31 protein-coding genes are annotated in these 22,756 nt (G+C 57.5%); 11 read left to right on the top strand and 20 right to left on the bottom strand.

What is annotated here, in order from left to right; genetic code table 11:
• Positions 1-22: 22 nt before the first annotated feature.
• From motB to FGL86_RS15080, 10 genes are all read right to left on the bottom strand, one after another.
• The gene (motB, locus tag FGL86_RS15035; protein WP_147185440.1) at positions 23-964 is read right to left on the bottom strand and encodes a flagellar motor protein MotB; all 942 of its coding nucleotides are present in this window, start codon (positions 962-964) and stop codon (positions 23-25) included.
• Complete coding sequence (gene motA, locus FGL86_RS15040; protein ID WP_147185441.1) at positions 961-1,860, bottom strand: flagellar motor stator protein MotA; 900 nt, start codon at positions 1,858-1,860, stop codon at positions 961-963. Before motA ends, motB begins: the two co-directional genes overlap by 4 nt.
• Positions 1,861-2,095: 235 nt before the next feature.
• Positions 2,096-2,665, bottom strand: coding sequence for a flagellar transcriptional regulator FlhC (flhC, locus tag FGL86_RS15045; RefSeq protein ID WP_147185443.1), 570 nt, complete (start codon positions 2,663-2,665; stop codon positions 2,096-2,098).
• A 3-nt stretch (positions 2,666-2,668) separates the two neighbouring features.
• Positions 2,669-2,998, bottom strand: a complete 330-nt coding sequence (flhD, locus tag FGL86_RS15050; RefSeq protein ID WP_147185445.1) for a flagellar transcriptional regulator FlhD — start codon at positions 2,996-2,998, stop codon at positions 2,669-2,671.
• A 364-nt stretch (positions 2,999-3,362) separates the two neighbouring features.
• Positions 3,363-3,647 (bottom strand): EscU/YscU/HrcU family type III secretion system export apparatus switch protein, encoded by a 285-nt coding sequence (locus FGL86_RS15055; protein WP_147185447.1) that lies wholly within the window; start codon positions 3,645-3,647, stop codon positions 3,363-3,365.
• A gap of 39 nt (positions 3,648-3,686) precedes the next feature.
• Positions 3,687-4,673: a flagellar hook-length control protein FliK gene (gene fliK / locus FGL86_RS15060; protein WP_147185449.1), complete on the bottom strand. Its 987-nt coding sequence runs from the start codon at positions 4,671-4,673 to the stop codon at positions 3,687-3,689.
• Positions 4,674-4,697: 24 nt separating this feature from the next.
• Entirely contained in the window at positions 4,698-5,114 is a 417-nt protein-coding gene (locus FGL86_RS15065; RefSeq protein ID WP_147185451.1) for a flagellar protein FliT, read from the bottom strand.
• Positions 5,111-5,554, bottom strand: coding sequence for a flagellar export chaperone FliS (fliS, locus tag FGL86_RS15070; RefSeq protein ID WP_147185453.1), 444 nt, complete (start codon positions 5,552-5,554; stop codon positions 5,111-5,113). The genes FGL86_RS15065 and fliS overlap by 4 nt, the downstream gene beginning before the upstream one ends.
• Positions 5,555-5,617: 63 nt before the next feature.
• Positions 5,618-6,979: a flagellar filament capping protein FliD gene (gene fliD / locus FGL86_RS15075; RefSeq protein ID WP_147185455.1), complete on the bottom strand. Its 1,362-nt coding sequence runs from the start codon at positions 6,977-6,979 to the stop codon at positions 5,618-5,620.
• 291 nt (positions 6,980-7,270) lie between these two features.
• Entirely contained in the window at positions 7,271-7,999 is a 729-nt protein-coding gene (locus FGL86_RS15080; protein ID WP_186764419.1) for a PilZ domain-containing protein, read from the bottom strand.
• A gap of 567 nt (positions 8,000-8,566) precedes the next feature.
• On the opposite strand from FGL86_RS15080, the gene FGL86_RS15085 reads away from it, so the two are divergent.
• The 3 genes from FGL86_RS15085 to FGL86_RS15095 all read left to right on the top strand — a co-directional run bounded on the left by FGL86_RS15085 (position 8,567) and on the right by FGL86_RS15095 (position 10,936).
• Positions 8,567-9,763 carry a FliC/FljB family flagellin gene (locus FGL86_RS15085; RefSeq protein ID WP_147185459.1) on the top strand — a complete coding sequence of 399 codons (1,197 nt, stop codon included), beginning with the start codon at positions 8,567-8,569 and terminating at the stop codon, positions 9,761-9,763.
• Between the two features lie 92 nt (positions 9,764-9,855).
• Positions 9,856-10,515, top strand: a complete 660-nt coding sequence (locus FGL86_RS15090) for a hypothetical protein (RefSeq protein ID WP_147185461.1) — start codon at positions 9,856-9,858, stop codon at positions 10,513-10,515.
• A gap of 196 nt (positions 10,516-10,711) precedes the next feature.
• The gene (locus tag FGL86_RS15095) at positions 10,712-10,936 is read left to right on the top strand and encodes a hypothetical protein (RefSeq protein ID WP_147185463.1); all 225 of its coding nucleotides are present in this window, start codon (positions 10,712-10,714) and stop codon (positions 10,934-10,936) included.
• 21 nt (positions 10,937-10,957) lie between these two features.
• On the opposite strand, the gene FGL86_RS15100 is transcribed toward FGL86_RS15095, so the two are convergent.
• The 6 genes from FGL86_RS15100 to FGL86_RS15125 all read right to left on the bottom strand — a co-directional run bounded on the left by FGL86_RS15100 (position 10,958) and on the right by FGL86_RS15125 (position 13,085).
• Positions 10,958-11,233, bottom strand: a complete 276-nt coding sequence (locus tag FGL86_RS15100; protein ID WP_147185465.1) for a helix-turn-helix domain-containing protein — start codon at positions 11,231-11,233, stop codon at positions 10,958-10,960.
• A 40-nt stretch (positions 11,234-11,273) separates the two neighbouring features.
• Positions 11,274-11,573 carry a helix-turn-helix domain-containing protein gene (locus tag FGL86_RS15105; protein WP_147185467.1) on the bottom strand — a complete coding sequence of 100 codons (300 nt, stop codon included), beginning with the start codon at positions 11,571-11,573 and terminating at the stop codon, positions 11,274-11,276.
• The gene (locus FGL86_RS15110) at positions 11,566-11,925 is read right to left on the bottom strand and encodes a type II toxin-antitoxin system RelE/ParE family toxin (RefSeq protein ID WP_222433760.1); all 360 of its coding nucleotides are present in this window, start codon (positions 11,923-11,925) and stop codon (positions 11,566-11,568) included. The genes FGL86_RS15105 and FGL86_RS15110 overlap by 8 nt, the downstream gene beginning before the upstream one ends.
• A gap of 6 nt (positions 11,926-11,931) precedes the next feature.
• The gene (locus FGL86_RS15115) at positions 11,932-12,129 is read right to left on the bottom strand and encodes a transposase (protein ID WP_147185469.1); all 198 of its coding nucleotides are present in this window, start codon (positions 12,127-12,129) and stop codon (positions 11,932-11,934) included.
• Positions 12,129-12,521: a type II toxin-antitoxin system VapC family toxin gene (locus tag FGL86_RS15120; protein ID WP_147185471.1), complete on the bottom strand. Its 393-nt coding sequence runs from the start codon at positions 12,519-12,521 to the stop codon at positions 12,129-12,131. The genes FGL86_RS15115 and FGL86_RS15120 overlap by 1 nt, the downstream gene beginning before the upstream one ends.
• A 72-nt stretch (positions 12,522-12,593) precedes the next feature.
• Positions 12,594-13,085, bottom strand: coding sequence for a pilin (locus FGL86_RS15125; RefSeq protein WP_147186232.1), 492 nt, complete (start codon positions 13,083-13,085; stop codon positions 12,594-12,596).
• A 235-nt stretch (positions 13,086-13,320) separates the two neighbouring features.
• On the opposite strand from FGL86_RS15125, the gene pilB reads away from it, so the two are divergent.
• The 8 genes from pilB to FGL86_RS15165 all read left to right on the top strand — a co-directional run bounded on the left by pilB (position 13,321) and on the right by FGL86_RS15165 (position 19,798).
• Entirely contained in the window at positions 13,321-15,075 is a 1,755-nt protein-coding gene (pilB, locus tag FGL86_RS15130; RefSeq protein ID WP_147185472.1) for a type IV-A pilus assembly ATPase PilB, read from the top strand.
• A 122-nt stretch (positions 15,076-15,197) separates the two neighbouring features.
• Positions 15,198-16,427, top strand: a complete 1,230-nt coding sequence (locus tag FGL86_RS15135) for a type II secretion system F family protein (protein ID WP_147185474.1) — start codon at positions 15,198-15,200, stop codon at positions 16,425-16,427.
• An 11-nt stretch (positions 16,428-16,438) separates the two neighbouring features.
• Entirely contained in the window at positions 16,439-17,314 is an 876-nt protein-coding gene (locus FGL86_RS15140) for a prepilin peptidase (protein ID WP_147185476.1), read from the top strand.
• 2 nt (positions 17,315-17,316) lie between these two features.
• Positions 17,317-17,919 (top strand): dephospho-CoA kinase, encoded by a 603-nt coding sequence (gene coaE / locus FGL86_RS15145; RefSeq protein ID WP_147186233.1) that lies wholly within the window; start codon positions 17,317-17,319, stop codon positions 17,917-17,919.
• A gap of 101 nt (positions 17,920-18,020) precedes the next feature.
• Positions 18,021-18,299 (top strand): CopG family ribbon-helix-helix protein, encoded by a 279-nt coding sequence (locus FGL86_RS15150; RefSeq protein WP_147185478.1) that lies wholly within the window; start codon positions 18,021-18,023, stop codon positions 18,297-18,299.
• 26 nt (positions 18,300-18,325) lie between these two features.
• Positions 18,326-18,577 carry a type II toxin-antitoxin system RelE/ParE family toxin gene (locus FGL86_RS15155; protein WP_246131811.1) on the top strand — a complete coding sequence of 84 codons (252 nt, stop codon included), beginning with the start codon at positions 18,326-18,328 and terminating at the stop codon, positions 18,575-18,577.
• A gap of 85 nt (positions 18,578-18,662) precedes the next feature.
• Complete coding sequence (yacG, locus tag FGL86_RS15160) at positions 18,663-18,902, top strand: DNA gyrase inhibitor YacG (RefSeq protein ID WP_147185482.1); 240 nt, start codon at positions 18,663-18,665, stop codon at positions 18,900-18,902.
• 11 nt (positions 18,903-18,913) lie between these two features.
• Complete coding sequence (locus FGL86_RS15165; protein WP_147185484.1) at positions 18,914-19,798, top strand: DNA replication terminus site-binding protein; 885 nt, start codon at positions 18,914-18,916, stop codon at positions 19,796-19,798.
• Between the two features lie 17 nt (positions 19,799-19,815).
• On the opposite strand, the gene nqrM is transcribed toward FGL86_RS15165, so the two are convergent.
• The 4 genes from nqrM to FGL86_RS15185 form a co-directional block, all read right to left on the bottom strand.
• Positions 19,816-20,076 (bottom strand): (Na+)-NQR maturation NqrM, encoded by a 261-nt coding sequence (gene nqrM, locus FGL86_RS15170; protein ID WP_147185486.1) that lies wholly within the window; start codon positions 20,074-20,076, stop codon positions 19,816-19,818.
• A 128-nt stretch (positions 20,077-20,204) separates the two neighbouring features.
• Positions 20,205-21,437, bottom strand: coding sequence for an NADH:ubiquinone reductase (Na(+)-transporting) subunit F (nqrF, locus tag FGL86_RS15175; RefSeq protein ID WP_147185488.1), 1,233 nt, complete (start codon positions 21,435-21,437; stop codon positions 20,205-20,207).
• Positions 21,438-21,466: 29 nt separating this feature from the next.
• A complete protein-coding gene (gene nqrE, locus FGL86_RS15180) occupies positions 21,467-22,087 on the bottom strand; it encodes an NADH:ubiquinone reductase (Na(+)-transporting) subunit E (RefSeq protein ID WP_186764420.1) in 621 nt (206 codons plus the stop codon).
• On the bottom strand, positions 22,088-22,756 hold the full coding sequence (locus tag FGL86_RS15185) for an NADH:ubiquinone reductase (Na(+)-transporting) subunit D (protein WP_147185490.1): 669 nt from the start codon (positions 22,754-22,756) through the stop codon (positions 22,088-22,090).

The raw sequence follows: 22,756 nt of genomic DNA on the forward strand, positions 1-22,756 counted from the left end.
ACCCACCATTGAAAAAAATTATCTAGCCGCCAAGCGCCTGACGCAGACCCTGTTGAAAGCCTTGCAGCGGCGTGGTTTCGCTCGCGGCTCCGCTACCCGCGGGAGACGGCAGCCGACTGCTGACGGAATAAGGCTTCTGGAAGCGAATGTGCTGAGCGACCTGCTTGTCCAGCACCAGCAGTTCGATACGCCGGTTGACCGGATCGCCGGCCTGGCTTTCCGCCACCGGCACTCGATCGCCGAGGCCGGAAACCCGCAACAGTTTTTGCGCGTCCAGTCCCGCACGAATCAGTTCCCGTCGAGAGGCATTGGCACGGTCCGCGGAGAGCTCCCAGTTGCTGTACCCCTGATGGCCGTTGACGAAAGGCACGCTATCCGTGTGGCCGCTGATGCTGAGCTCGTTGGGCACTTCGTTGAACAGGGGCGCCAGGGTATGCAGCAGGCGTCGCATGTGAGGCGCTACTCGATCGCTGCCGGACTCGAACATCGGCCGCTGCTGGGTATCCACCACCTGAATGCGCAGCCCTTCCGGGGTCATTTCGATACGCAGCTGATCACGCAGCTTGCGCAGCACCGGGTCCGCCGCGATAGCCTGCTCGATGCGTTCCTTGAGATTGCGAAAACGCTGGCGCTCCAAGCTGGGCCGAGTTTCCATACGCAGGTCGATACGCATCAGCTCCCCTTCCTCATGGGCCGGGTCCGGGCCGCCGCCGGGAATGATATTGCTGCTGGCGGCCTGGCCGTTGCCACTGGTGATCGCCTCCGCCAGCGGCGTGCGAAAGTATTCCGCCACGCCCTCGCGCTGCTCTTGGCTTGAGCTTGAGAGGATCCACATCACCAGGAATAGCGCCATCAAAGCAGTCATGAAATCCGCCAGGGCTATCTTCCAGCTACCGCCGTGGTGGCCGTGCACCACCTTCTTGCGCCGGATGATAATGGGACGATGTTGCTTTTCCTCGCTCATGCGCCACCCGTGACCGCGGCCGGATTACCCGTAGGAGTGCCCGTTGGTTTGCCGCGAACGTGATCTTCCAGCTCGGTGAAGCTCGGCCGCTCCGCGGTGTGCAACGCCTTGCGCCCAAACTCCACGGAAAGCGGCGGCGCATAGCCGTTGAGATTGGCCAGCAGGGTGACGCGAATGCACTGCAGCATCTTGATCGCCTCTCCCGCCTGACGGTCGAGGCGGCTGGCGATAGGATTGATGAAACCGTAGCCGAGCAGGATGCCCAGAAAGGTACCCACCAGCGCATGGGCGATCATGATGCCCATCTGATCCGGGCCCGCATCCGCCGCGCTCAGCGCCTTGACCACCCCCATTACCGCCGCCACGATGCCGAAGGCGGGCATGGCGTCTCCTACCTTGGCAATGGCGTCCACTGGAATATGCAGCTCGTGCTCGAGGGTTTCGATCTCGTGGAGCATCAACTCGTCGAGCTCCATCGCTTCGATATTGCCGCTCACCATCAGACGCAGATAGTCGGTGATGAATCCCATGATCATGGGATCATCGATGATTCGTGAATACTCGCTGAAGATCGCGCTTTCCCGGGGGTTGTCGATATCCTTCTCGATCCCCAGCATGCCTTCCCGACGTGCCTTGGTCAGCAGCTTGTAAAGCAGCGCCATCAGATCCATGTAGATCGCCTTGTCGTACTTGTTGGTACGCTTGAGCTTGGAGAAGGCCTTGAAGGTTGCCTTGATGGCCTTGCCGTTGTTGGCGGCGATGAACGCCCCCAGGGCCGGGCCGCAGATCATCAGGATTTCCGTGGGCTGATAAAGAGGCCCCAAGTGGCCGCCGGCCAGGGCAAAGCCGCCGAATACCGACAGGATCACGATTACAAAGCCAATGGGTATCAACACGCGAACTCATCCTTTTAAGACGTAAAGGGTTACCTTGTCTTGCATGAGAACTATCGGCAGGCGGGCGGTCGACTTGAGGGTAGGCTGTTGATCCGGAATAAAAAAACGCTTGATAAAAAATAAAAAAACGCTGCCTCGGTGTCGGGTTCAACACCGGGGTAGCGCAAAAGGAGCATCAAGAAGTCAGGAGCATCAAGGTATTGCGAAAGCGAGCCTGGACGTGGTGAAGCCCTATTCAGGCGTAGCGAGACATCGGCGCCGGCTCGTTTTCCACCAGCTTCAGCGCAGCGCTCTTGCGGGTCTTGCCGGCCCTTGAGGGCGGCTGGCAGATGCCGCAGACATAATTCTGCCCCGGGGTATGAGCGTGAGCGACGAATTTTCCACTGCAGCAGGTGCAGGAAGTCAGCTCCAGCAGGTTGCTCTCGAAAAAGCGGACCAAGGTCCAAGCCCGGGTCAGCCCAAGCACCGGCTCGCCGCCATCCAGGGATATCTGCTCGAGATACAGACGGTATGCCTTGACGAAGGCTTCCAGCCGCTCACAGCCGTACTGCTTGCACAGCTGCAGGTAGCTATTGTAGAACAGCGACGCATGGATGTTCGGCAGCCAGGTGATGAACCAGTCCGTGGAGAACGGCAACATTCCCTTGGGCGGTGAAACGCCGCGCACCTCCTTATAGAGCCGCACCAAGCGACCGCGGCTCAGTTCGGTTTCGGTTTCCAGCACCTGCAGGCGTGCACCCAGTTCGATCAGTTCGATCGCCAGCTGAACCTGCTGCATTTCCTGAACGAGACTCTTGTCCGCCATGACCTAAACTCCCTGCGCGGCGTTAAGGCCGGAAAACGAGGCGGAAGCCATCAGTAGAGCGGTATGGGTGGGGGAAAGCCCCTGCTCGCGACGATGCTGGGTCAAGGCACGCAGCTGAGCGGCGCCTTCGAAGCCCGGCTGGCACAGCAGTTGGTTGGTGCGAGACAGCTGGCTTAACTGCTTGGAGCCCAGGGACTGCAGCAGGTCCGCCATTTCCGCATCGATCTTGAGGCGGAACATGGCGGTGGCCCGGTCCTCTCTCAATAAACGCTGAACCAGCAGAAGATAAGACAGATTGAGCTCCTGGATTTCGTTCAGGACCGTGTCGTTCATTGTGTGTCTCCCAGCTTGTGCTTGTTGTGGATCAGGCTCGTCATTATGCGAGCATTCCATTAGCGAACAGGTTAAACCAAATTTCTAATGCGTCGGTATGGAGGCATTATAGTCCTTGTTTCTCGGCTTTCAATACCTTGAGAAAAAAATTGAAATATAAAATTACAAATGAAGTTACAAAAGACTACTACGTAACTATTTTTTCACGATTAACTTTTTAAAAATCAAATGCTTATTCTACCAGCGCGCCAGAATAAAAAATCTAGTAACAGAAACGCTGTACGGACAAAAAGCGTGATTCATGCGGAATGGGGGTAAAAACCGCTATCGGAGGAGTTAGGAGGGAAAGAATCGGGAGACGGGGTTATTCCGCGGAGGCCTCTTCGTCCAGCTGCTTGACCCACACCAGCAGCTCGGCGATGACCTGATATAGCGCCGGCGGAATCCGCTCATCCAGGTCAAGCTGCATCAAAAGCGCTACCAGGGTCGGGGCGTCATGAACGTGGATGCCCTCCCGCTGGGCCTGAGCGATGATGCGCTCGGCGGTTTCCCCGTAGCCCTTGGCCAGCACCTGGGGCGCGCTTTCTCCCTCACGATAGGATAGCGCCACCGCCTGGCGGCGAGGATCCTCGGCGCTTTTATTCGTCATGTCATCGCTCATGTAGGGCACTGCTCGTGACGGGGTCACTCATGAGAGACTTTCTCCCTGAGACGTCTCGGGCTGTTGGAGGATATGTAATGCCACCTCTCCGATACCGCTGCCCTGCAGCCGCGAGCGCAGTGATTCCTGGCCGCCACGCAGTACGCGAACTACCTCGGGGTCTTCGGCGAAAAGCGTCAGATCAACGCCCTTCGCGTCCAGGCGCAGCTTCACCTTTAGCCGCCCGAGCCGTTGCAGGGTCAAGGCCAGCTCGGACTGCCAGGCGGAAGATTCTTCCTCCTTCGTCGGCGCCTCGCCCTCTCCTTCCTCGGCGTCGCCGTGCTGTGCCGGCGGCATAACGGTCAGCGCCATGAACAGCCCGCTCCAGGCTTCCCCTTCCCAGCGCAATACCGGCAGGGCAAGCATTTCCAGCTGATGGCGCAGAATGGTCTGAAGCTCGCTATCCGGCTCATCCATCGAAACAAGAAGCGCATTCGCCTGGCGTTCCGATACCGCCGCCTGGCGCTGCATCTGCGGCTCCCGCTCCAGCTGCCTGCGGGGCAGCTCGCCGCGAAACCAGCGCGCCAGGTGAGATTCATAGAACAGCCCGCTGTCGCGAATGCTCGCCTGCAGCTGCTGCGCCAGCTGCTGAGAGGTGGGAGAATCCGTGTCCATCAGCGGCTTCGAAAGCCCCAGTACCGAGGGCTGGCCGGGAAAGGCTTGTCCCGGCAGCCGAGCCAACACCTGGGCGATGGCCCGAGCGGAAGCGCTGAAATGCACCTGAGCGGATTCAGACGCCGCCCGCCCCGCCGTGATGCTCGGCGCCGGCGGCGCTTTCCTGTCAGCGCCACCCTGTTCCGTCGGCGTCGCCTGACGCCTGGGTTCCAGCCGGGAATCGCCTTTCAGCGCCTGAAGCGCGTCCTCGGGGCTGATCGGCGTGACCGGCGCATTGAGTTCCCGCGGCAGCGGCACGTCCGCCCGCTTCCCCAGCACCTGATGCAGAAGCGTATCGATCAGAGGCGTGATACCGCTCACCGCAAGTCACTCATGGTCGACCCCCTATCTGGCGGTTGGCCCGGCGTTTAGCGTCGCAATGAAGCGCTCGCTGGCATCCACGACCCGGCCACCGCTCTGGTAGGCCTTGCCGAGATCACGCTTGCGCTGGCTGCTGCCGATCAGCTCGCCCAGAGTGTCCCGCTTGGCTTCCAGCAGCTGGCGAAGCTCCATATCCTGTTCCAGAATACGCTCCACCAGTGCGCTCTTGCTATCCCGGCAGCTTTCATCCAGTTCGAGCTCCGGCTCGTACTGGGAGAGCCGGTCGATTTCGATGACGTAATGAGATTGCTCGTCCAGCAGTGTTTCCCAATCACCCTCTTGGGCGGCCTGCAGCATACGCCCGGAGCGCGCCAGCAATGCCTCGTAATACTCCACCACCTGTTGAGGCGTCTCGATCGGTGCTTGGGATAGTTTCATCATGGGTCAGGCCTCGCTGAGTCGTTGGCCGCGGGAAGATTACCGCCGATTTCCTTCCATGCGTCGCCGATTTCCCTCAGCAACCGCTCCGCTTCTTCCAGCGCCTGGGCGTCGTTGCGCAGGTTAGCGGTCACCAATCGACGTGCGATGTACTCGTAAAGATTCGCCAGGTTCGCCGCGACTTCGCCGCCTCGCTCATGGTCCAGCGCCGCCAGCAAGCCGTTGTTGACGATATCCAACGCCTTGGAAATCGCCTTGCCTTTCGCCGCGATGTTGCCACCCTGCATATGGATGGCGGCGGTACGAATCGCCGCCTGGGCGCCGTCGAACAGCAACACGATCAGCTGGTGGGGGCTCGCGGACAGCACGCCGCTCTCGACGCCGACCCGGGCGTAGGCGCTGGCCCCCTGGGCATAAGGGTTCATCCCGCGCATCGCATTCATCAAAGTGTCTCCTTGTCCCGTCTGGGGAGTTGCTTAGGTATCAATCAGGCCATTAACCAAGGGTTACTTGCGCCCCAGCTGGGCATTCATGTTGTCGAATTGTTGGGTCAGATAGTTGGTGGTGGAATTCATGCTGGCGATCATGCCGTCGAGCTGAGAAAACTGGCTGCGATAGCGGGAAATGGTCGCGTCGATGCTTTTTTCCGTGCGCGCATAGCGCTCGCTCAGCCCTTCGATACGGGTCTCGAGTCCGGAGGTCGCGTTGTCGAGCAGGCCGTCGTCCTCGAGTATCAGCCCGAGCGCCTTGTCGATATTCCCGGCGAAACCGCCTTTCACGCTGTCGGTCTCATCGTTGCCCTCGCCGGCAAAGAAGGTCTTGAGCGCCGCCGGCTGCTCGGCGACCACCTGGCCGAGCTTTTCCTTGTCGAGCTTCAGGCTGCCGTCCAGCTTCAGGCTGATGCCGATATCCGCCAGGCTGCCAAACTCCCCCGGGGCGCCGCTGCCCATGGCGTTGCGCAGCCGGGACTCCACGTTACGCAGCGTCGAATTGCCCAGCAGTTCCCCGGCGGTGCCGCTCTTGGCATCGAAGCGGGTCAGCTTGGCGATATTGCTCTGCAGCCCGTTGTAGGCATCCACGAACCCGGTGATCGCCTTTTCGATCCCCGCATCGTCGCGCTTGATATTCAGTGTCGCGGTGGCATCCGCACCGGCTTCTTCCAGATTGAGGGTCACACCCTGAATGGCGCCCTCGACCTGGTTGTTCTGGCTGGTAATAGTGATGCCGTTGACCTTCAAGGCAGCGTCCTTGGCCTCGGTTCCAGCACTGGCGTCCATCGTGAGCCCGATACCGCCAAAAGCCACGTTGCTGATCGCCGCGTCCGTGCCGGTTTCACGAGAGGACAGCGCCAGACGATAACTGCTGCCGTCGTTGACCAGGGACGCCTGCACGCCGCCGTTCTTGGCGTTGATGGCATCGCGAATATCCTCGAGGGAGCTCTCCCCCTCGGCGATATCCACGCTCAGGGTTTCGCCGTTACCGAAGCTGAAGGCAATCTGGCCGCTTCCCAGTTGGGCTTCCTTGTCCGCCACCCCCAGGGTCGCCCGGCTGGACGCTTGTGCCAGCTGCTCGACCTCGACCCGATAGCTTCCGGGCACCGCTTCCGGCCCGGCGGCGGCGGTCAGGGCGCTGCCGCTGACCTCGCTGGTCACGCCCTTGAACAAAGAACTCTCGGACAGCATCTTGGCGGCTTCCTGAAACTGGGAAAGCGCGCCCTCCAGCTTGCCGAAGGCGGAAATCTCCGCCTGATAGCTCTTCTGCTGGCGAACGATCGGCGCAAGCTGCTGACGCTCCGCGGATTCCAGCTGATCCAGCAGACCGTTGAGATCCAGCCCCGAACCGATACCCAGCGACGAAATCGATGCCATGATGTTTCCCCGTGCCCGTGGCTACGTATTTTGCCTCGCCCGTCTATCTCGCGAGACGAGAAATAACCGCGCAATTGATGGTTACTTCATAACATCGGCAGCGGCTCGGATGGCTTTAGGCCCTTCAAAACATATTCGTGGCCTAGCGAGCTAGGGCCAGACAAGGCAAATTCAATCGAAAAAGCGCATTGGACTCGCACACGAGTTTACGTTTGGTAAATGAGCATTTTGATCGGACTCGCGCTCGAGATTGAATTTAACGATGTATGGCCGACGCGCAGCAGGCCATGATCAGGTAAGTTCAAATAAAGGCGACGGCAATCGACGAGACTGCCCCGTACTGCGCGCCGCCTCCCGCTCGATCTCCCGCACGAAGTACCACAGCTTGCGATCCTGCTCCGCGCTGCTGGTATGAAAGCGCAGCCCCGCCTGCAGCGCCTGGCGGCCTTTGATCGGCGACCGGTGGCTCAGCCAGGCATTGACGCTGAACTGGGTGGCATCCGGAAAACACAGGCTCACCGCTACCATGGTTTCATCCTTGGGCAGTATTTCGTCCGCCTTCAAGGGCAGCTCCACCAGGCAGCCGCCGATGGAAAGATTGTGCAGCCGCGCCTGTACCTGACGAGTCTCCAACCCCTCGCCAACCCGCAGCAGCACGTCCACCCGCATGCTCAGGCACAGCTCCGCCCGGTAGACCAGGCGGCGGTTGTCGTCTTCCACTTCATCCCGACGCGGCTCCAGCGCCCAGTCGTCTTTCTTCGGCTTGTCGAGAGACAGGGATTTTTCCTGCACCCGGGCCGTCAGACGGCATTCATCCCCTCGGGTCAAGGCTTCCAGCGCCTTGTTCATTCCCTGACGGCCCGCCTGCAGCGTCTTGTCCTGCCCCGCCACCAACACCGGCAGCGAGGCGCCGTCCGAACACTCCAGGGAAAGAATCGTTCCAGCGGGCAGACTCTCGAGCCAGCTCATCAGCTCTTCACCAGTCACCGCTTGCTTATCGTCGCGTTTGAAAAACGCCATATTCACCTCGTCATCAACGTCAAGATCGTGGCCCGGCACGAGGCCGCTCCTTTGACTTTCCATCTCGTTTTCTTCTATCTGCAGGCTCTATCGGCAAAGGCGAAACCAGCTTTAACAACCGCTAAAGATTTCGGCGTCACCGCCGATGTCAGGAACGGCATTTTTTGCGATAGCCTTCTTCTTTCTTCGAAGACAACACCCATGTCGAAGCTCTCTTCTAATCTACTGATTCGGCTTGGACAAAATCAGCCAGGATGTCAGTAGCGTTCTCAGCCAGCGCCGGCGCTAGTGGACGAATGGGAAGAGCTCTGAAGCCATGACAAGCAATTTACCGCTGCCACGTAGATCGACCGCAATATAAGTAGAGCCACCCGATCGGGTGGCTCTATCATTGTATCAATCTGTAAACGCAGTAAAAATTTCACTCTTCCCTCAAATTTTTTGCATTTTCTTCCTAAAGCTTTTTCACCCCGCTCCGATAACAGGAATAACGGCACGGCGCCGTTGTAGCAAGCGACTTCTTCACGGCATCTAACGCCACCGCAACGACCAAAAAGGAAGCAGACAATGTCCGTCATCAATACCAATATCACCGCCATGATTGGCCAGCAGAACCTCGGCAAGGCGCAAAACTCCCTGCAGACCTCCATGGAACGCCTTTCCTCCGGCCTGCGTATCAACAGCGCCAAGGATGATGCCGCCGGCCAGGCCATCGCCAACCGCATGAGCAGTCAGATCACTGGTCTTTCTACTGCACAGCGTAACGCCAACGACGGTATTTCCGTTGCCCAGACTGCCGAAGGTGCTCTGAACCAGGTCAACGACAACTTGCAGCGTGTTCGTGAGCTGACGGTTCAGGCGCAGAATGGCACTAATTCCCAAGACGATTTGGACTCCATTCAGGCAGAAATTGGCCAGCGTCTTAATGAGATCAACCGTATTTCCGAAGAAACTGACTTCAATGGAACCAAGGTGCTTGCTAAAGATCAGGCTGTGAGCATCCAAGTAGGCGCTAATGATGGCGAAGCTATTAATATCAATTTAGAAAAAATTGACGCCGCATCTCTCAGCTTAAGTACTTTTAATGTTAGCGGCCCAAAGGGCACACCCACAGGTGTTGATCCCGCAGCAGCACAAAAAGAGTTTGGCGATACCACTCAAATCGCAACAGCAAGTTTGACTAGTGAGCCAGCAGTCGCAGATTTTGCGTCTAAGTTTGATCTTTCTGCAAATCCAGCGACAGCTGTTAATTCTATCGTTACTGACGATAACGGTAATTGGTTTATGGAGTCTACGGTTACAGCAGCGAATGCTGCTGATACGACTAAGCTTGAAGAAATGGGATATGAAAATACGGGCTCGGCGACCGCTGGGGTATTTAAGATTTACGCATCCGTTGATCCCCAGGCCGCTACTCCAAATGGTACAGATCTTGAGTTTGGGGTTAGTCTGGACAGTTATGACACGAATGAGCTCACTAACGGCTCTACAGCCAACCCGCTTGCAGCTCTAGATAGTGCACTGAGCAAGGTCGACACCCTGCGCTCTGACCTGGGTGCCGTACAAAACCGTTTTGAGTCTGCCATCACCAACCTGCAGACCAACGAGACTAACCTCTCCGCTGCTCGCTCGCGTATCGAAGATGCGGACTACGCAACGGAAGTGGGCAATATGACCAAGGCCCAAATTCTGCAGCAGGCCGGTACTTCCATCCTGGCCCAGGCAAATCAGCTGCCCCAGGGCGCCCTGTCACTGCTGGGTTAATAGTGGAATAGTAGTAACAATGAAGGTCGGCGAAAGCCGGCCTTTTTATATAAAAAAAATTTATTTTAATAAATCTCATGCAGGCATTTAAAATGGATAAAACAAAACAAACTTTAAACTTTCTTAATGAAGCATCAAACAAGATAGATAACGTCTCTATAATTGCAATGAATCCATGTGATTTTTTAAGATTTTTAGCTAGAATATATGGAATTATAAATGACTATAAAAAAGAAAAAAACTCAAGCCAAGACTCCCTTGTAATTATAAAAAAGTCATATCAATTGCTTGAATTAATTTTGGAATACCATACCAATAATAACTTACCTGTTGAGAAGGAAGCTATTGACATATTCCAAAATATTTTGGATTTACTATTATCAATCCTTTCAACAGATTTTAATGTGAATAGGAGTACATATTATGAAGCCAAAAAAATCAATCTTTTTATTCGAGCACTGAGAGCATCTGGAATAAATCCGGCTGCTTATTTAAACAAGCCATTTACTAATAGTTTTTATAACAAAGAATTAGAAAAAGACTTTAATGAAGAAGCATTAATTTATGCAAGACAAAACATAGAGAATTACTCTAAATTTATCTATCATTTGGCTGATGGTAGCGCTTTTACACCTGACCTTTTTGCATTAGAGCCTTCTGCTAGCCAGTTTGAGACCTATTCGAATTTAGTTTCTCTTGAGGCGTCATGCAAATTATTGATTCATAAAAACAGCACAATAATTCAATACTAAGTGCTAGATATCAGCCAATATCTATAGGGCAAAAAATAATTAATTATGCCTTTCTTTCCTTAAGTAAAAGAACCAAGAGCAGCGTCATTCAATATCCGTTTAATAGCCTCCGTCAGAAGCTCCTCACCGAGCCCCTGATTGAAGAAAATCCGAACAAGCGCTCTCGCGGCACTTGTTTTCTTATCGGGAGCCTCTCATGACCCAGAGTGAGTACCAGTACGTTATCGACGAACTGGACCGGCTGATCATCGACTCGCGTGCGCTGATGAAACGCTTCGAAGCCACCGGCATGGAGAAGAAAATGGCGCAGGACTATCAGCTACTGGAAGATAACCTGGTGCGCGCCCTTAAGGATCAGCGACGCTATACCCTGGCGATGCTGGAAGCGGACGGCGTCTTTCTACCCTCCTCGATGGCATAGATCGTTTGCAGCAACACGAATTCAAGCTGCTACATGCATTTCAACACGCAACCCCACCGCAGCCACCATACCCACCAGCGTATCGAGGCTGAAAAGCTGAATCTTGCCGCGCATAAGGTCGGAGACACGGGGCTGAGTGACGCCAAGCTGCCTGGCCGATTCCGCCTGGGTCCGCCCCTGTTTCTTGATATATCGCTCAAGCGCCATCATCAGTTCCGAGCGAAGCCGCATGTTTTCCGCTTCGGCGGTTGTGTCGGTAATAGCGTCCCAAACACTGGTAAAGGTATCGTCGCTCATCCTGGCATTTCACTAAAATAGGCTTGCTATGGATCAACAGCTACACCTCTCGGACATGAATCGCAGCCAAAGCGTCCGGATTTACCTCAATGATTTTCAGCAGTGCTCGCGCAGGACCCGTTGGACGAACCCGCTTCTGTTCCCAGTTCTGGAGCGTCTTCGGTTTCACGCCTATTAAATAGGCGAATCGAGTCTGTGATAAGCCGGTACGCTCGCGGATAGCTTTCACGTCTGGTTCAGGAAATTCTCGAGTCCGAACTCCCTGCACCAGTTCACCACGCATGTGATGACCCATATCTCGAACGCTTTCCAGCAGTTCGTCAAAAGACTGTTCATTCATCTCGCACCTCCGCTTCAATGACGGCAGCCAAACGGTGTAATTGATCTTTCGTCAAGTCTGCTGCCACATTCTTGGCATAGGCATATACGAGATAGCATTTCTCTTTCGATACCCAATAATAATAAATGACTCGAGCGCCACCTCGTTTTCCTCGCCCCGGTAAAGGAGCGCGTATTTTGCGCAATCCCTTGCCGCCAGGAATAAGATCGCCTGCTGCTGGATTCTCGAGCAACGTAATTTGAAGCTCGGTCAAATCTGCATCTGTAAATAGTGCATTAGCGCAGCGAATAAAAATGGGCAGTTCGATGAAGACCATTACCGTACTATACGCTTCCAGCGTATAGCGAAGCAAGTAGCCTCAGTGCTCTAACTCACGACGCTGTTCAACCATCTCGCTTTCCGGCAAACCTGAAAGCTCCGCAATCAAGGCGTCGTTCATCTCAGTTTGTGCGATCATGCGTAGTGCAGTTTCACGCTGGTTTTCTTGACGGCCCTTTTGAAGGCCTTGCTGAAGTCCCTTTTCGATACCATGCCGTTCGGCTGAATTCACGGACATTATTGGTCACCAACCAGCATGCAGCCACTGGCGATCGCGTGGCCAGCGCTGGCGGTGTCGATTTCACCGATCGGCGTGCCCGCCTGACTCAATTGCCGCTTGATATGCACCGTGGCATCTAACACTTTATGATCCCAAGGCAAGATGGCACCGAGACGCCGGACGAATTTATCGACGAGTTCCGCGTGTTGGGGCAGCAGTTTTTGGCGTTCGGAGGGAGATAGCGCGCAGGCGGATTTCGTAAAGATATGCGGAGCGGCTGGTGGTGGTATCGTGGCGGGAAACGTCGATTTTTTTGCTAAGATGGCTGGTGAGATACGCGGGCGGAGAGTAGGATGATTGCTGCGCTGGGTAAAGTAATACCAGGAAGACGCATCAGGTTTTTCCCACAATTAAATCATCAAAAAGGCCGGCGGATGCCGGCCATGCCAATAAGATTTAATATTTTTTACTAACTTATAACATTATGCGCTTTTTTCCTTACAGGTATTAGGAACGTAATCTTCATCCCAACCGTTGCCATCTTTTCCAGCAGTATATTCGCACTTCCACGTACCACTTTTATCGCGAATCCAGGTCAACTTTGCTTCTTTAATAGCTGTACTTACATTAGTTTCGTCACCTTCTCCGAGCTCAATCTCTATTTCCATATTTGAAGCCCCTGCATTCTTCAAGCTAATGGTTCCAAAAGAAGTAACAGTATTTGCAGCGCCGATTTCTGTTGCGTCAGAGATAGTAACACCTTGAAGTATTTTTTCTTCTGCCATTGTTTTTAGCGAGGTAATTTCTTGTAAAGCACTTGTCATTTGAGACCGCGCTACATAATTTTGATACTGCGGAATCGCAATTGCTGCCAATACCCCAATAATCGCCACCACGATCATTAGTTCGATCAGGGTAAAGCCGCCTTGCTTGCTGGCCTGCCCTTGAATGCCTTGCGTAAATGTCTGTTTCATTTCCATCGTTCCTCGTTTGCCGTGTGACGCCTGGGTGCTATAAGCCCTTTCGCGGTAGAACTTTACCATCAGTCTCTTTAAACTTACAATGCTTTACGTTTTGAAAAAATCAATATCCTGGCTTTGCGGATACTAGAAATCTGCCATTTTTCTCGGACTTGCCCTAAAATGACGGTTTTGAGCATGCCGCCGGCCGGGATCACTGCTCTTTATCGGTCCGCCAGGAGTTTTCTTGATGCCCTTCTCACCCGCCCCGCCTTCCGACGCCGCCCCGAGCATCACGCTACGGGGGCTGGGGCGGCGCCTGGTCGATCAGGGGTTGCTGACGGAAACGCTGGCGGCACAGGCAGTGGAAGGCGCCAAGGCGGCGGGCACCTCGCTGATGCACTATGTGATTGAGCAGGAATTGGCCAGCCCGGAGGAAACCGCCTGCGCTGCGGCCTGGGAATACGGCATGCCGCTGATCGACCTGGAAGCGCTGCGAATTTCCGCTCTGCCCGCGGCGGATCGCATGCCGGAACAGCTGCTGCGCCGCCACTGCATGCTGCCGGTGGCCTGCAACGAGTATCGGCTGACGGTGGCGGTGGCCTACCCGTCGGTACTCAGCCATCTGGACGAGCTGGGAGTGGCCACCGGGCTGACGGTGGAAGGAGTGCTGGCCCCGGCGAATCAGCTGCAGAGCATGCTCGATCGCTATCTGCAGCAGCACGAGCAGGCCCAGCTCAGCGATCAGCTTGGCAGCGGGGATTCCAGCCTCGAGGATATCGACTTCGAAGGCAGCGGCAACCAGGAGGCGGAAGAGGATCAGGCGGTCACCGCCGCCGAGAGCGACGCACCCATCGTGCGCTTCGTCAACAAGGTACTGCTGGACGCCATTCAGCGCGGCGCCTCGGATATCCATTTCGAGCCCTACGAGACCAGCTACCGCATCCGCCTGCGGATCGACGGCATTCTGCTGGAAACCGCCAGGCCGCCCTTCGGCCAGCGCAACCGTATCGCCGCCCGCCTGAAGGTCATCTCCCGGCTGGATATCTCCGAGCGCCGCCTGCCCCAGGACGGCGCGATCAAGCTGCGGGTGTCCAAGACCCGCTCCATCGATTTCCGCGTCAGCACCCTGCCTACGGTGTACGGCGAGAAGATCGTGCTGCGGATACTCGATCCGGCCTCCGCCCAGATGGGCATCGACGCCCTGGGCTTCACCCAATCCCAGCGTGCGCTCTACGAGCAGGCGCTTTCCGAGCCCCAGGGCATGGTGCTGGTCACCGGCCCCACCGGCAGCGGCAAGACGGTGACGCTGTATACCGGCCTCAATATGCTCAACACGGACGAGCGCAATATTTCCACCGCGGAAGACCCGGTGGAGATCAAGGTACCGGGCATCAATCAGGTCAACGTGCTGCCGCGCATCGGCCTGACCTTCGCCAGCGCCCTGCGCGCCTTTTTGCGCCAGGACCCGGACGTGGTGATGGTGGGCGAGATCCGCGATCTGGAAACCGCGGAAATCGCCGTCAAGGCGTCCCAGACCGGCCACCTGGTGCTTTCCACCCTGCACACCAACTCCGCCGCGGAAACCCTGACCCGCATGATCAACATGGGGGTTCAGGCCTTCAATATCGCCAGCTCCGTGTCGCTGATCATCGCCCAGCGCCTGGCCCGGCGGCTGTGCCCCTACTGCAAGACGCCCACGGAGATTCCGCACCAGGCGCTGATCGAGGCGGGCTTCAGCGAGGAGGAGATCGGCGATGCGACGATCTATCGCCCGGTGGGCTGTCGCCGCTGCACCCTGGGCTACAAGGGCCGGGTGGGCATCTACGAGGTGGTGCCGATCAGTGATGCCATGAGCCAGCTGATCATGCAGCAGGGGAATTCCCTGGAACTGGCGCAGCAGGCCCGCGATGAAGGTCACCCGGATCTGCGCAGCAGTGCCTTGGCCAAGGCCATGGAGGGGTTGACCAGTCTCGAGGAAGTGCATCGAGTCACTACCGACTGACCCCTTTCATCAGCAGAACAACCGCTCAAGTCATTGCTTATTGCGCCGATAGAAAACACCAGAGTCAATTTTTGACAGCGGATTTTCGATAATCGGATTTTCTATACGGCGGGGAAGCAGCGATGGCAACGCGGCAGACGAAGGCGTCGAAAGAAGCGAAGCTCTACCGCTGGCAGTGGACCGGCAAGGGTCCGGCGGGAAGAAAGGTCAGCGGCGAGGTAATCGCCGGGGCCCGTCAGGAAGTCGTCGATGAGCTTTCCGGCCAGAACGTGATGGTCAAGCGGGTACGCAAGAAAGGCGGCCTGAGCGGCGGCGGCCGGGTCAAGGCCCGGGACGTGATGCTTTTCGCCCGCCAGATGGCCACCATGATTCGTGCCGGGGTGCCGATACTGCAGGCCTTCTCCGTGGTGGCGGAAAGCCTCAAGAAGCCCGCCATGGTGGATCTGGTGCGGCGCATGAAGAACGACGTCAGCGCCGGCGCCAGTTTCTCCGAGGCCCTGGCAAGCCATCCCAGGTATTTCGACAAGCTGTTCGTCAGCATGGTGGCCGCCGGGGAACAGGCCGGCGCCCTGGACAACATGCTGGAGCGTATCGCCACCTACAAGGAAAAGACCGAGGCGCTGAAGGCGCGGGTCAAGAAGGCGCTCTATTACCCGGTGGCGGTGGTTCTCGTGGGCATCGGCGTGACCGCGGTGCTGTTGATCAAGGTGGTGCCCCAGTTCGAAAGCCTGTTTTCCGGCTTCGGCGCGGAGCTGCCCGCCATGACCCAGATGACGATTCGCATGTCGGAATTCGCCCAGCACTATTGGCTGTGGGGCCTTGCCGGCGTGGTCGCGGTGGGTATCGCTTTCTTCCAGGCCTTGAAGCGCTCCTCGGCCTTTCGCTATCGGGTGCATGCGCTGGCGCTGAAGCTGCCGGTGCTGGGCAACATTCTCGACAAGTCCGCGGTGTCCCAGTATTCCCGCACCCTGGCCATCACCTTCGCCGCCGGCGTGCCGCTGGTGGAGGCGCTGAACACCGCCGCCGGCGCCGTGGGCAACAACGTCTACGAGCGGGCCATTCATCAGATTCGCGAAGACGTGGCCAACGGCCAGCAGCTCAACTTCGCCATGCGCCTGACGGAGCGCTTTCCCTCCCTGGCGACCCAGATGGTCGGCATCGGCGAGGAATCCGGTTCCCTGGACGCCATGCTCAACCGGGTGGCGGACTACTTCGAGGAAGAGGTGGACAACCAGGTGGACGCCCTGACCTCGCTGCTGGAACCCTTTATCATCGTCATATTGGGCGTACTGGTGGGCGGCCTGGTGGTCTCCATGTACCTGCCGATCTTCGAGCTGGGCAGCGTGGTGTGATGATGAACGGCATGAATAGCGCGATAAGCGGCGAACTGTCCTTCTCCCTTCTTTTCCAGCAGACATGGCCGCTGGTGCTGATCCTCGGGCTGTGCCTGGGCAGTTTTCTCAACGTGGTGATCGCCCGGCTGCCGGTGATGCTGATGCAGGGCTGGCGCGCGGAAGCCCGGAAAGCGCTGGAACTCGAAACGGAAGACACTCCCACCTTCAACCTGATGACTCCGGCCTCCTGCTGCCCCCGCTGCGAGGCGCCGATCCGCTGGCACGACAACATTCCCCTGCTGGGCTATCTGAAACGTCGCGGCCGCTGCGCCCGCTGTCAATCTCGCATCAGCCCGCAGTATCCGCTGGTGGAACTGGCCGCCGGCGTGCTGAGCCTGGCGGTGGTGGCGACTCACGGCGCGAGCCTGCAGAGCCTGGCGCTGATCGGCGCTTGCCTGGCGCTGCTAGTCCTGGCGGTGATCGACTGGCGCACTCAGCTGTTGCCAGATGCGATCACCCTGCCGCTCTTGTGGACGGGATTTCTCTATCAGCTGCTGTTTCAGCCTTACCTGCTTGAATCCGCGGTGATCGGTGCCATGCTGGGATATCTGATCCTGTGGAGCTGCTACTGGCTGTTCCGGCTGGTGACCGGCAAGGAAGGCATGGGCTATGGGGATTTCAAGCTGCTGGCGGCCCTGGGCGCCTGGCTGGGCTGGTCCTATCTGCCGTTACTGCTGCTGATTTCCGCCGGCATCGGCGCGGTGGTGGGCATCATCGCTCAGCTGGCGCTGCCCCGGCTGCGGGGTCTGCCGATGCCCTTCGGGCCTTATCTGGCCCTGGCGGGCTGGGTGATGCTGATCGTCGGCGAACCGCTGATGGCGTTTTATCAAGGAGTCTTTCTGTGAGCTTGAGCATCGGCCTGACCGGCGGCATCGCCTCGGGGAAATCCAGCGTCGCCCGGGCCTTCGAGGTCCTGGGCATCGAATGGGTGGACGCGGACGACACCGCCCGGGAAGTCGTCGCTCCCGGCGAGCCGGCGCTGGCGGATATCGTCGCCCGGCACGGCAAGGAAATCCTCGACGAGCACGGCGAGCTGAACCGCCGCGCTCTGCGGGAACGGGTCTTCGCGGATGAAACCGAGCGCCGCTGGCTGGAAGGGGTGATCCACCCTCGGGTACGAAAGCGGCTGTTGGAACACATGGCCCGCATGGCTCAAGGCCCCGCGCCCTATCATCTGGTGGTGGTGCCGCTTCTGTTCGAGGCGGGCCTGAGCGAGATCGTCGATCGCCGCCTGGTGATCGACGTGCCGGAGTCCCTGCAGATCGAACGCACCGCAAGCCGAGACGGTGTCACCGAAGCTCAAGCCCAGGCCATCGTCGATGCCCAGCTACCCCGTGAAGAACGCCTCGCCCGGGCGGACGACGTGATCGACAACAGCGGCGATCTCGAGGCTCTAAAGCGCCAGGTGGCGGAACTGGACGAGAAATATCGGCGGCTTGCCAAGGAGTGAAAGCGTAAGAACCTTACGGCTTACTTACCAACACCATCGACGACAAAGCTGTATCGGCCTATAGTAGTCACAGGTATTACCCTTCTATCACGGAAATCGATATGGCATCGCCAACTTCCATCAAACTCGATGACAACTTGAAAGAGCGGATTCAGCATCTCGCAGAAGAACGCCGACGCTCGGCGCACTGGGTCATGCGTGAAGCCATCAGTCAGTATGTCGAACGTGAAGAAAAACGCGAAGCGTTCAAACGAGACACGCTTAAGGCTTGGGAAGAATACCAGCGCACCGGCCTGCATCTGACGCTGGAAGAAGCGGACGCTTGGCTTGCGAGACTTGAAGCTGGCGAGGACGCAGAGATACCCACTTGCCACACCTGAAATGGTCAACCCGCTCATTAAACGATATGCAGCGTCTTCATCGTTTCCTTGCGTACAAGGATCAGGATGCTGCCAGTCGCGCGATAAAATCGATCCGTTACGGAGTAAGAGTTCTAGCTCATCAGCCTCAGGCGGGGCGACCCATTGATGACATGGAACCAGAGTATCGAGAATGGCTAATCGACTTTGGCAATAGCGGCTATATCGTTCGATACCGTATCGACAACGACACCATTATATTGCTGGCTATCCGACATCAAAAAGAAGCTGATTTTTGATATTGAATTTTGAAAGTCTAAATTCCAATGAAACACTGTTCAGTACGCTGAAAACTTCCCTCAGCATCAATGAAGTGGAGCTGTAATGAGTCAAAAAACCTCTCCCCGCCCGCTTGAAGTCGCCTGCCCGCAGTGTCACAAGAAGGTGGCCTGGGTGGAGGAAAACCTCTATCGCCCGTTCTGTTCCAAGCGCTGCAAGCTGCTGGACCTGGGCGCCTGGGCGGATGAATCTCACCGTATCGCCGGTGAGACGGCGATGGATGAAACCTCCATCGACGAGATGATATTGCAAGCCGAGCGGGATTTCTCCGGCTCGAATTCCTGAGACGATCCCTCGTGACCCCTAACGGAACGCCCGCCCCGCCGCCGCTCTATCATCTGCAGGCGGAATTGGAAAATGCCTTCGACGAGATCGTCGCGCGTATCGAAGCGCTGATCGAGATTTATCGCCGGGAAGGCGGCGCCGCCTGGGCGTTGGAGGAAGCGACGCCGGACGCGGACTGGCTGCGCCGCATTCTGCTGGATTTCTGGTACGAGGAAGGCCAGGACGGGCGGGTGACCCGCAGCTATATCGGCCTGGTCGCCGCCAGCCAGGCGCTGCTTGATGAAGTGGGCCGGGTCAATCGCGCCAAGGCGCAGTTTTCCGGGGTGCTGGAGCGTATTCGTCAGGAAGACGCCACGCTGATTCCCGGCCTCAAGGCACTACTTCCCGCTCGGCACCCGGCGCTCAACGCGCAACTGCGTGACCAGGGGCTGGCGCGGCTGCATCTCAAGCAGTGCTGGCGCGCCCTGCCGACGGCGGACGCACCGCTCTCCCGGGTGCGAATGGCCTGGTATGCCAGCGGCCGCTCGATCAAGAAACTCAGCGTGCGAGAGGCGGAAAGGAAGTTGATGGCCTTTGATACGGAAGCCCCGCATATTCGTATCCAGCTACGCCACTTGGCGGGTATTCCGGATGGCGAGCCGCTGGCCCAGGTACAAAAACAGGCGCCGCTGATGCGCGCCAATGTGTTCTTCGCGGAACCCTTGGCGGATGGCCGTAGCCGCCGCGCCATGAACGTCGCCCTGCCGCTGTTCATTCCGAGCCCCGATGGTCGCCTGCCGGACTACAACCGCCCTCCACCTTTCCCCCAGCCGGAACGCACTCGCGCCAAGCGCAGCGACGAACGCCTCGAGGACGAACCTTTTCTGCCGAGCATTCGGGTTTATCGGTATCGGTGATTCTTCACATACTGATGCTAACGCCGCGTGGCGTCATAGCCCAGATCCATGCCGCGATTGGCGTCGCTGGCGCGGCGTTCGGCCATTGTGGAGCGCTTGCGGTTTTCTTCCTCGCAGACCTGGTCGTTGCCGCCACAGACTTCGCAGCCTTCCTTGAGCCCCAGCTTGTTGAGGCCGCCGCAGGAGCCGGCGATGGGTTTGTTGCTGAAGATCACACCAACCGCCATGCCCGCCATCAATATCAACATCAGACCCAGGGCCAGTAACCAGACAGTCATGAGTTTCTCCTTGGTACAAACAAGTGCTTGTACCCACTAGGACAATAAAACGGGGTCGAGGTTTTCAATCAGAGGATCGAAGTAAAAAACAGGGCCGACTAAGAGCCGGCCCCGAGACTGCTGCGTTTTTATCCGCCGAAGTCGTCCAGCATGATGTTTTCCGGCTCGACCCCCAGATCGAGCAGCATCTTGATCACGGAGGCGTTCATCATCGGCGGACCGCACATGTAGTACTCGCAGTCCTCCGGCGCCGGGTGATCCTTGAGGTACATGTCGTAGAGCACATTGTGGATGAAGCCGGTGGGCCCTTCCCAGTTGTCTTCCGGCAGCGGGTCCGACAGCGCCAGGTGCCACTCGAAGTTGTCGTGCTCCTTGGCCAGCTGGTCGTACTCTTCGTTGTAGAAGGTTTCCCGCCAAGAGCGCGCGCCGTACCAGAAGCTCATCTTGCGCTTGGAGTCGAGGCGCTTGAGCTGGTCGAAGATATGGCTGCGCATGGGCGCCATGCCCGCGCCGCCACCAACGAATATCATTTCCGCCTCGGTATCCTTGGCAAAGAATTCGCCGAAAGGCCCCATCACGGTGATCTTGTCGCCGGGCTTGAGGCTGAACACGTAGGTGGACATCAGCCCCGGGGGATGGCTGGTGCCCGGGGGCGGTGTGGCGATACGGATATTGAACTTGAGGATACCCTTCTCTTCCGGATAGTTGGCCATGGAGTAGGCGCGGATTACCTCTTCTTCATTCTTGTGAGACACGTCGAAGAGCTTGAATTTTTCCCAATCGCCGCGGTATTCCTCCTCGATATCGAAGTCGGAGAACTTGATATCGTAAGGCGGCGCCACCAGCTGCACGTAGCCGCCGGCGCGGAACGCAACTTCTTCGCCTTCCGGCAATTTCAGGTTGAGTTCCTTGATGAAGGTGGCGACGTTGGGGTTCTTGATGACCTCACATTCCCACTGCTTGACGCCGAAGACTTCCTCCGGTACTTCGATCTTCATGTCCTGCTTGACCGGTACCTGGCAGGATAGCCGCCAGCCTTCCTTCTTTTCACGCAGGGTGAAGTGGGATTCCTCCGTGGGCAGAATCGCGCCGCCGCCCTCTTCGACCCGGCACTTGCACTGGGCACAGGAGCCGCCGCCGCCGCAGGCGGAGGACAGGAAAATACCGTTGGCCGCCAGGGTATTGAGCAGCTTGCCGCCGCCCTGGGTCGTGATGGTGTTCTCGGGATCGTCGTTGATCTCGATGGTTACGTCGCCGGAGCTGACCAGCCGGCTGCGAGCAGCCAGGATGATCGCCACCAGGCCGATGACGATGACCGTGAACATGACCACGCCGATCAAGATGATGGATAAATCAACCATGTCGGGTTCCTATTAGTGTTCGTCGACGCTTAGAGCTGAATACCGGAGAAGGACATGAATCCCAGCGACATCAGGCCTACGGTAATGAAAGTGATACCCAGGCCCTGAAGACCGGCGGGAACATCGCTGTACTTGAGCTTCTCGCGAATGCCCGCCAGGGCGGTGATCGCCAGGGCCCAGCCCACGCCGGCACCGGTGCCGTATATCACGGACTCACCGAAGGTGTAATGGCGTTCGACCATGAACAGCGTGCCGCCGAGAATCGCGCAGTTGACGGTGATCAACGGCAGAAACACTCCCAGCGCGTTGTAAAGCGCGGGAACGAACTTGTCGAGGAACATCTCGAGAATCTGCACGATGGCGGCGATGACGCCGATATAGCTCAGCAGACCCAGGAAGGTCAGATCGATGTTCTCCGCCCCGGGCAGCCCGGTCCAGGACAAGGCGCCTTCCTGCAGCAGATAGGTCAGGATCAGGTTGTTGACCGGTACGGTGATCGCCAGTACCGCCACCACGGCGATACCCAGACCGAAAGCCGCGGAGACCTTCTTGGAAACCGCCATGAAGGTACACATGCCCAGGAAGAAGGCCAGCGCCATGTTCTCGACGAAGACCGCGGTGATAAACAGGCTCAGGTAATGTTCCAGCATTTACACGGCCTCCTTGGGCTGGGTGTGTTCCTTCATTTCGAACTCGGCTTCCTCGATCTGCTCGGTGTTGAGGCTACGCATCACCCAGATGATCAGACCGATGACGAAGAATGCGGACGGCGGCAGCAGCATCAAGCCGTTGGTCACGTACCAGCCGCCTTCGGACACCGTCGGCAGGATGCTGAAGCCGAAGAGGGTGCCGGAGCCCAGCAGCTCGCGGAAGAAACCCACGGTCATCAGAATGAAACCATAGCCCAGGCCATTGCCGATACCATCCAGGAAGCTCAGCACCGGCGGGTTCTGCATGGCGAAACCTTCCGCCCGGCCCATGACGATGCAGTTGGTGATGATCAGGCCGACGAACACCGAGAGCTGCTTGGACATCTCATAGGCATAGGCCTTGAGCACCTGGTCCACCACGATGACCAATGACGCGATGATGGTCATCTGCACGATGATGCGAATCGACGACGGAATGTGATTGCGGATAGCCGAGACGAAAAAGCTCGACAGCGCCGTCACGGCGATTACCGCCACCGACATGACCAGTGAGACACTCATGCTGCTGGTCACCGCCAGCGCCGAACAGATACCGAGGATCTGCAAGGCGATGGGGTTGTTCTTGAAGATAGGCGTGATCAACACGCCCTTGGGAGTTACGGCTGACAT

Origin of the sequence: Pistricoccus aurantiacus, from assembly GCF_007954585.1 — a bacterium.
GTDB classification, from domain to species: Bacteria; Pseudomonadota; Gammaproteobacteria; order Pseudomonadales; family Halomonadaceae; genus Pistricoccus; species Pistricoccus aurantiacus.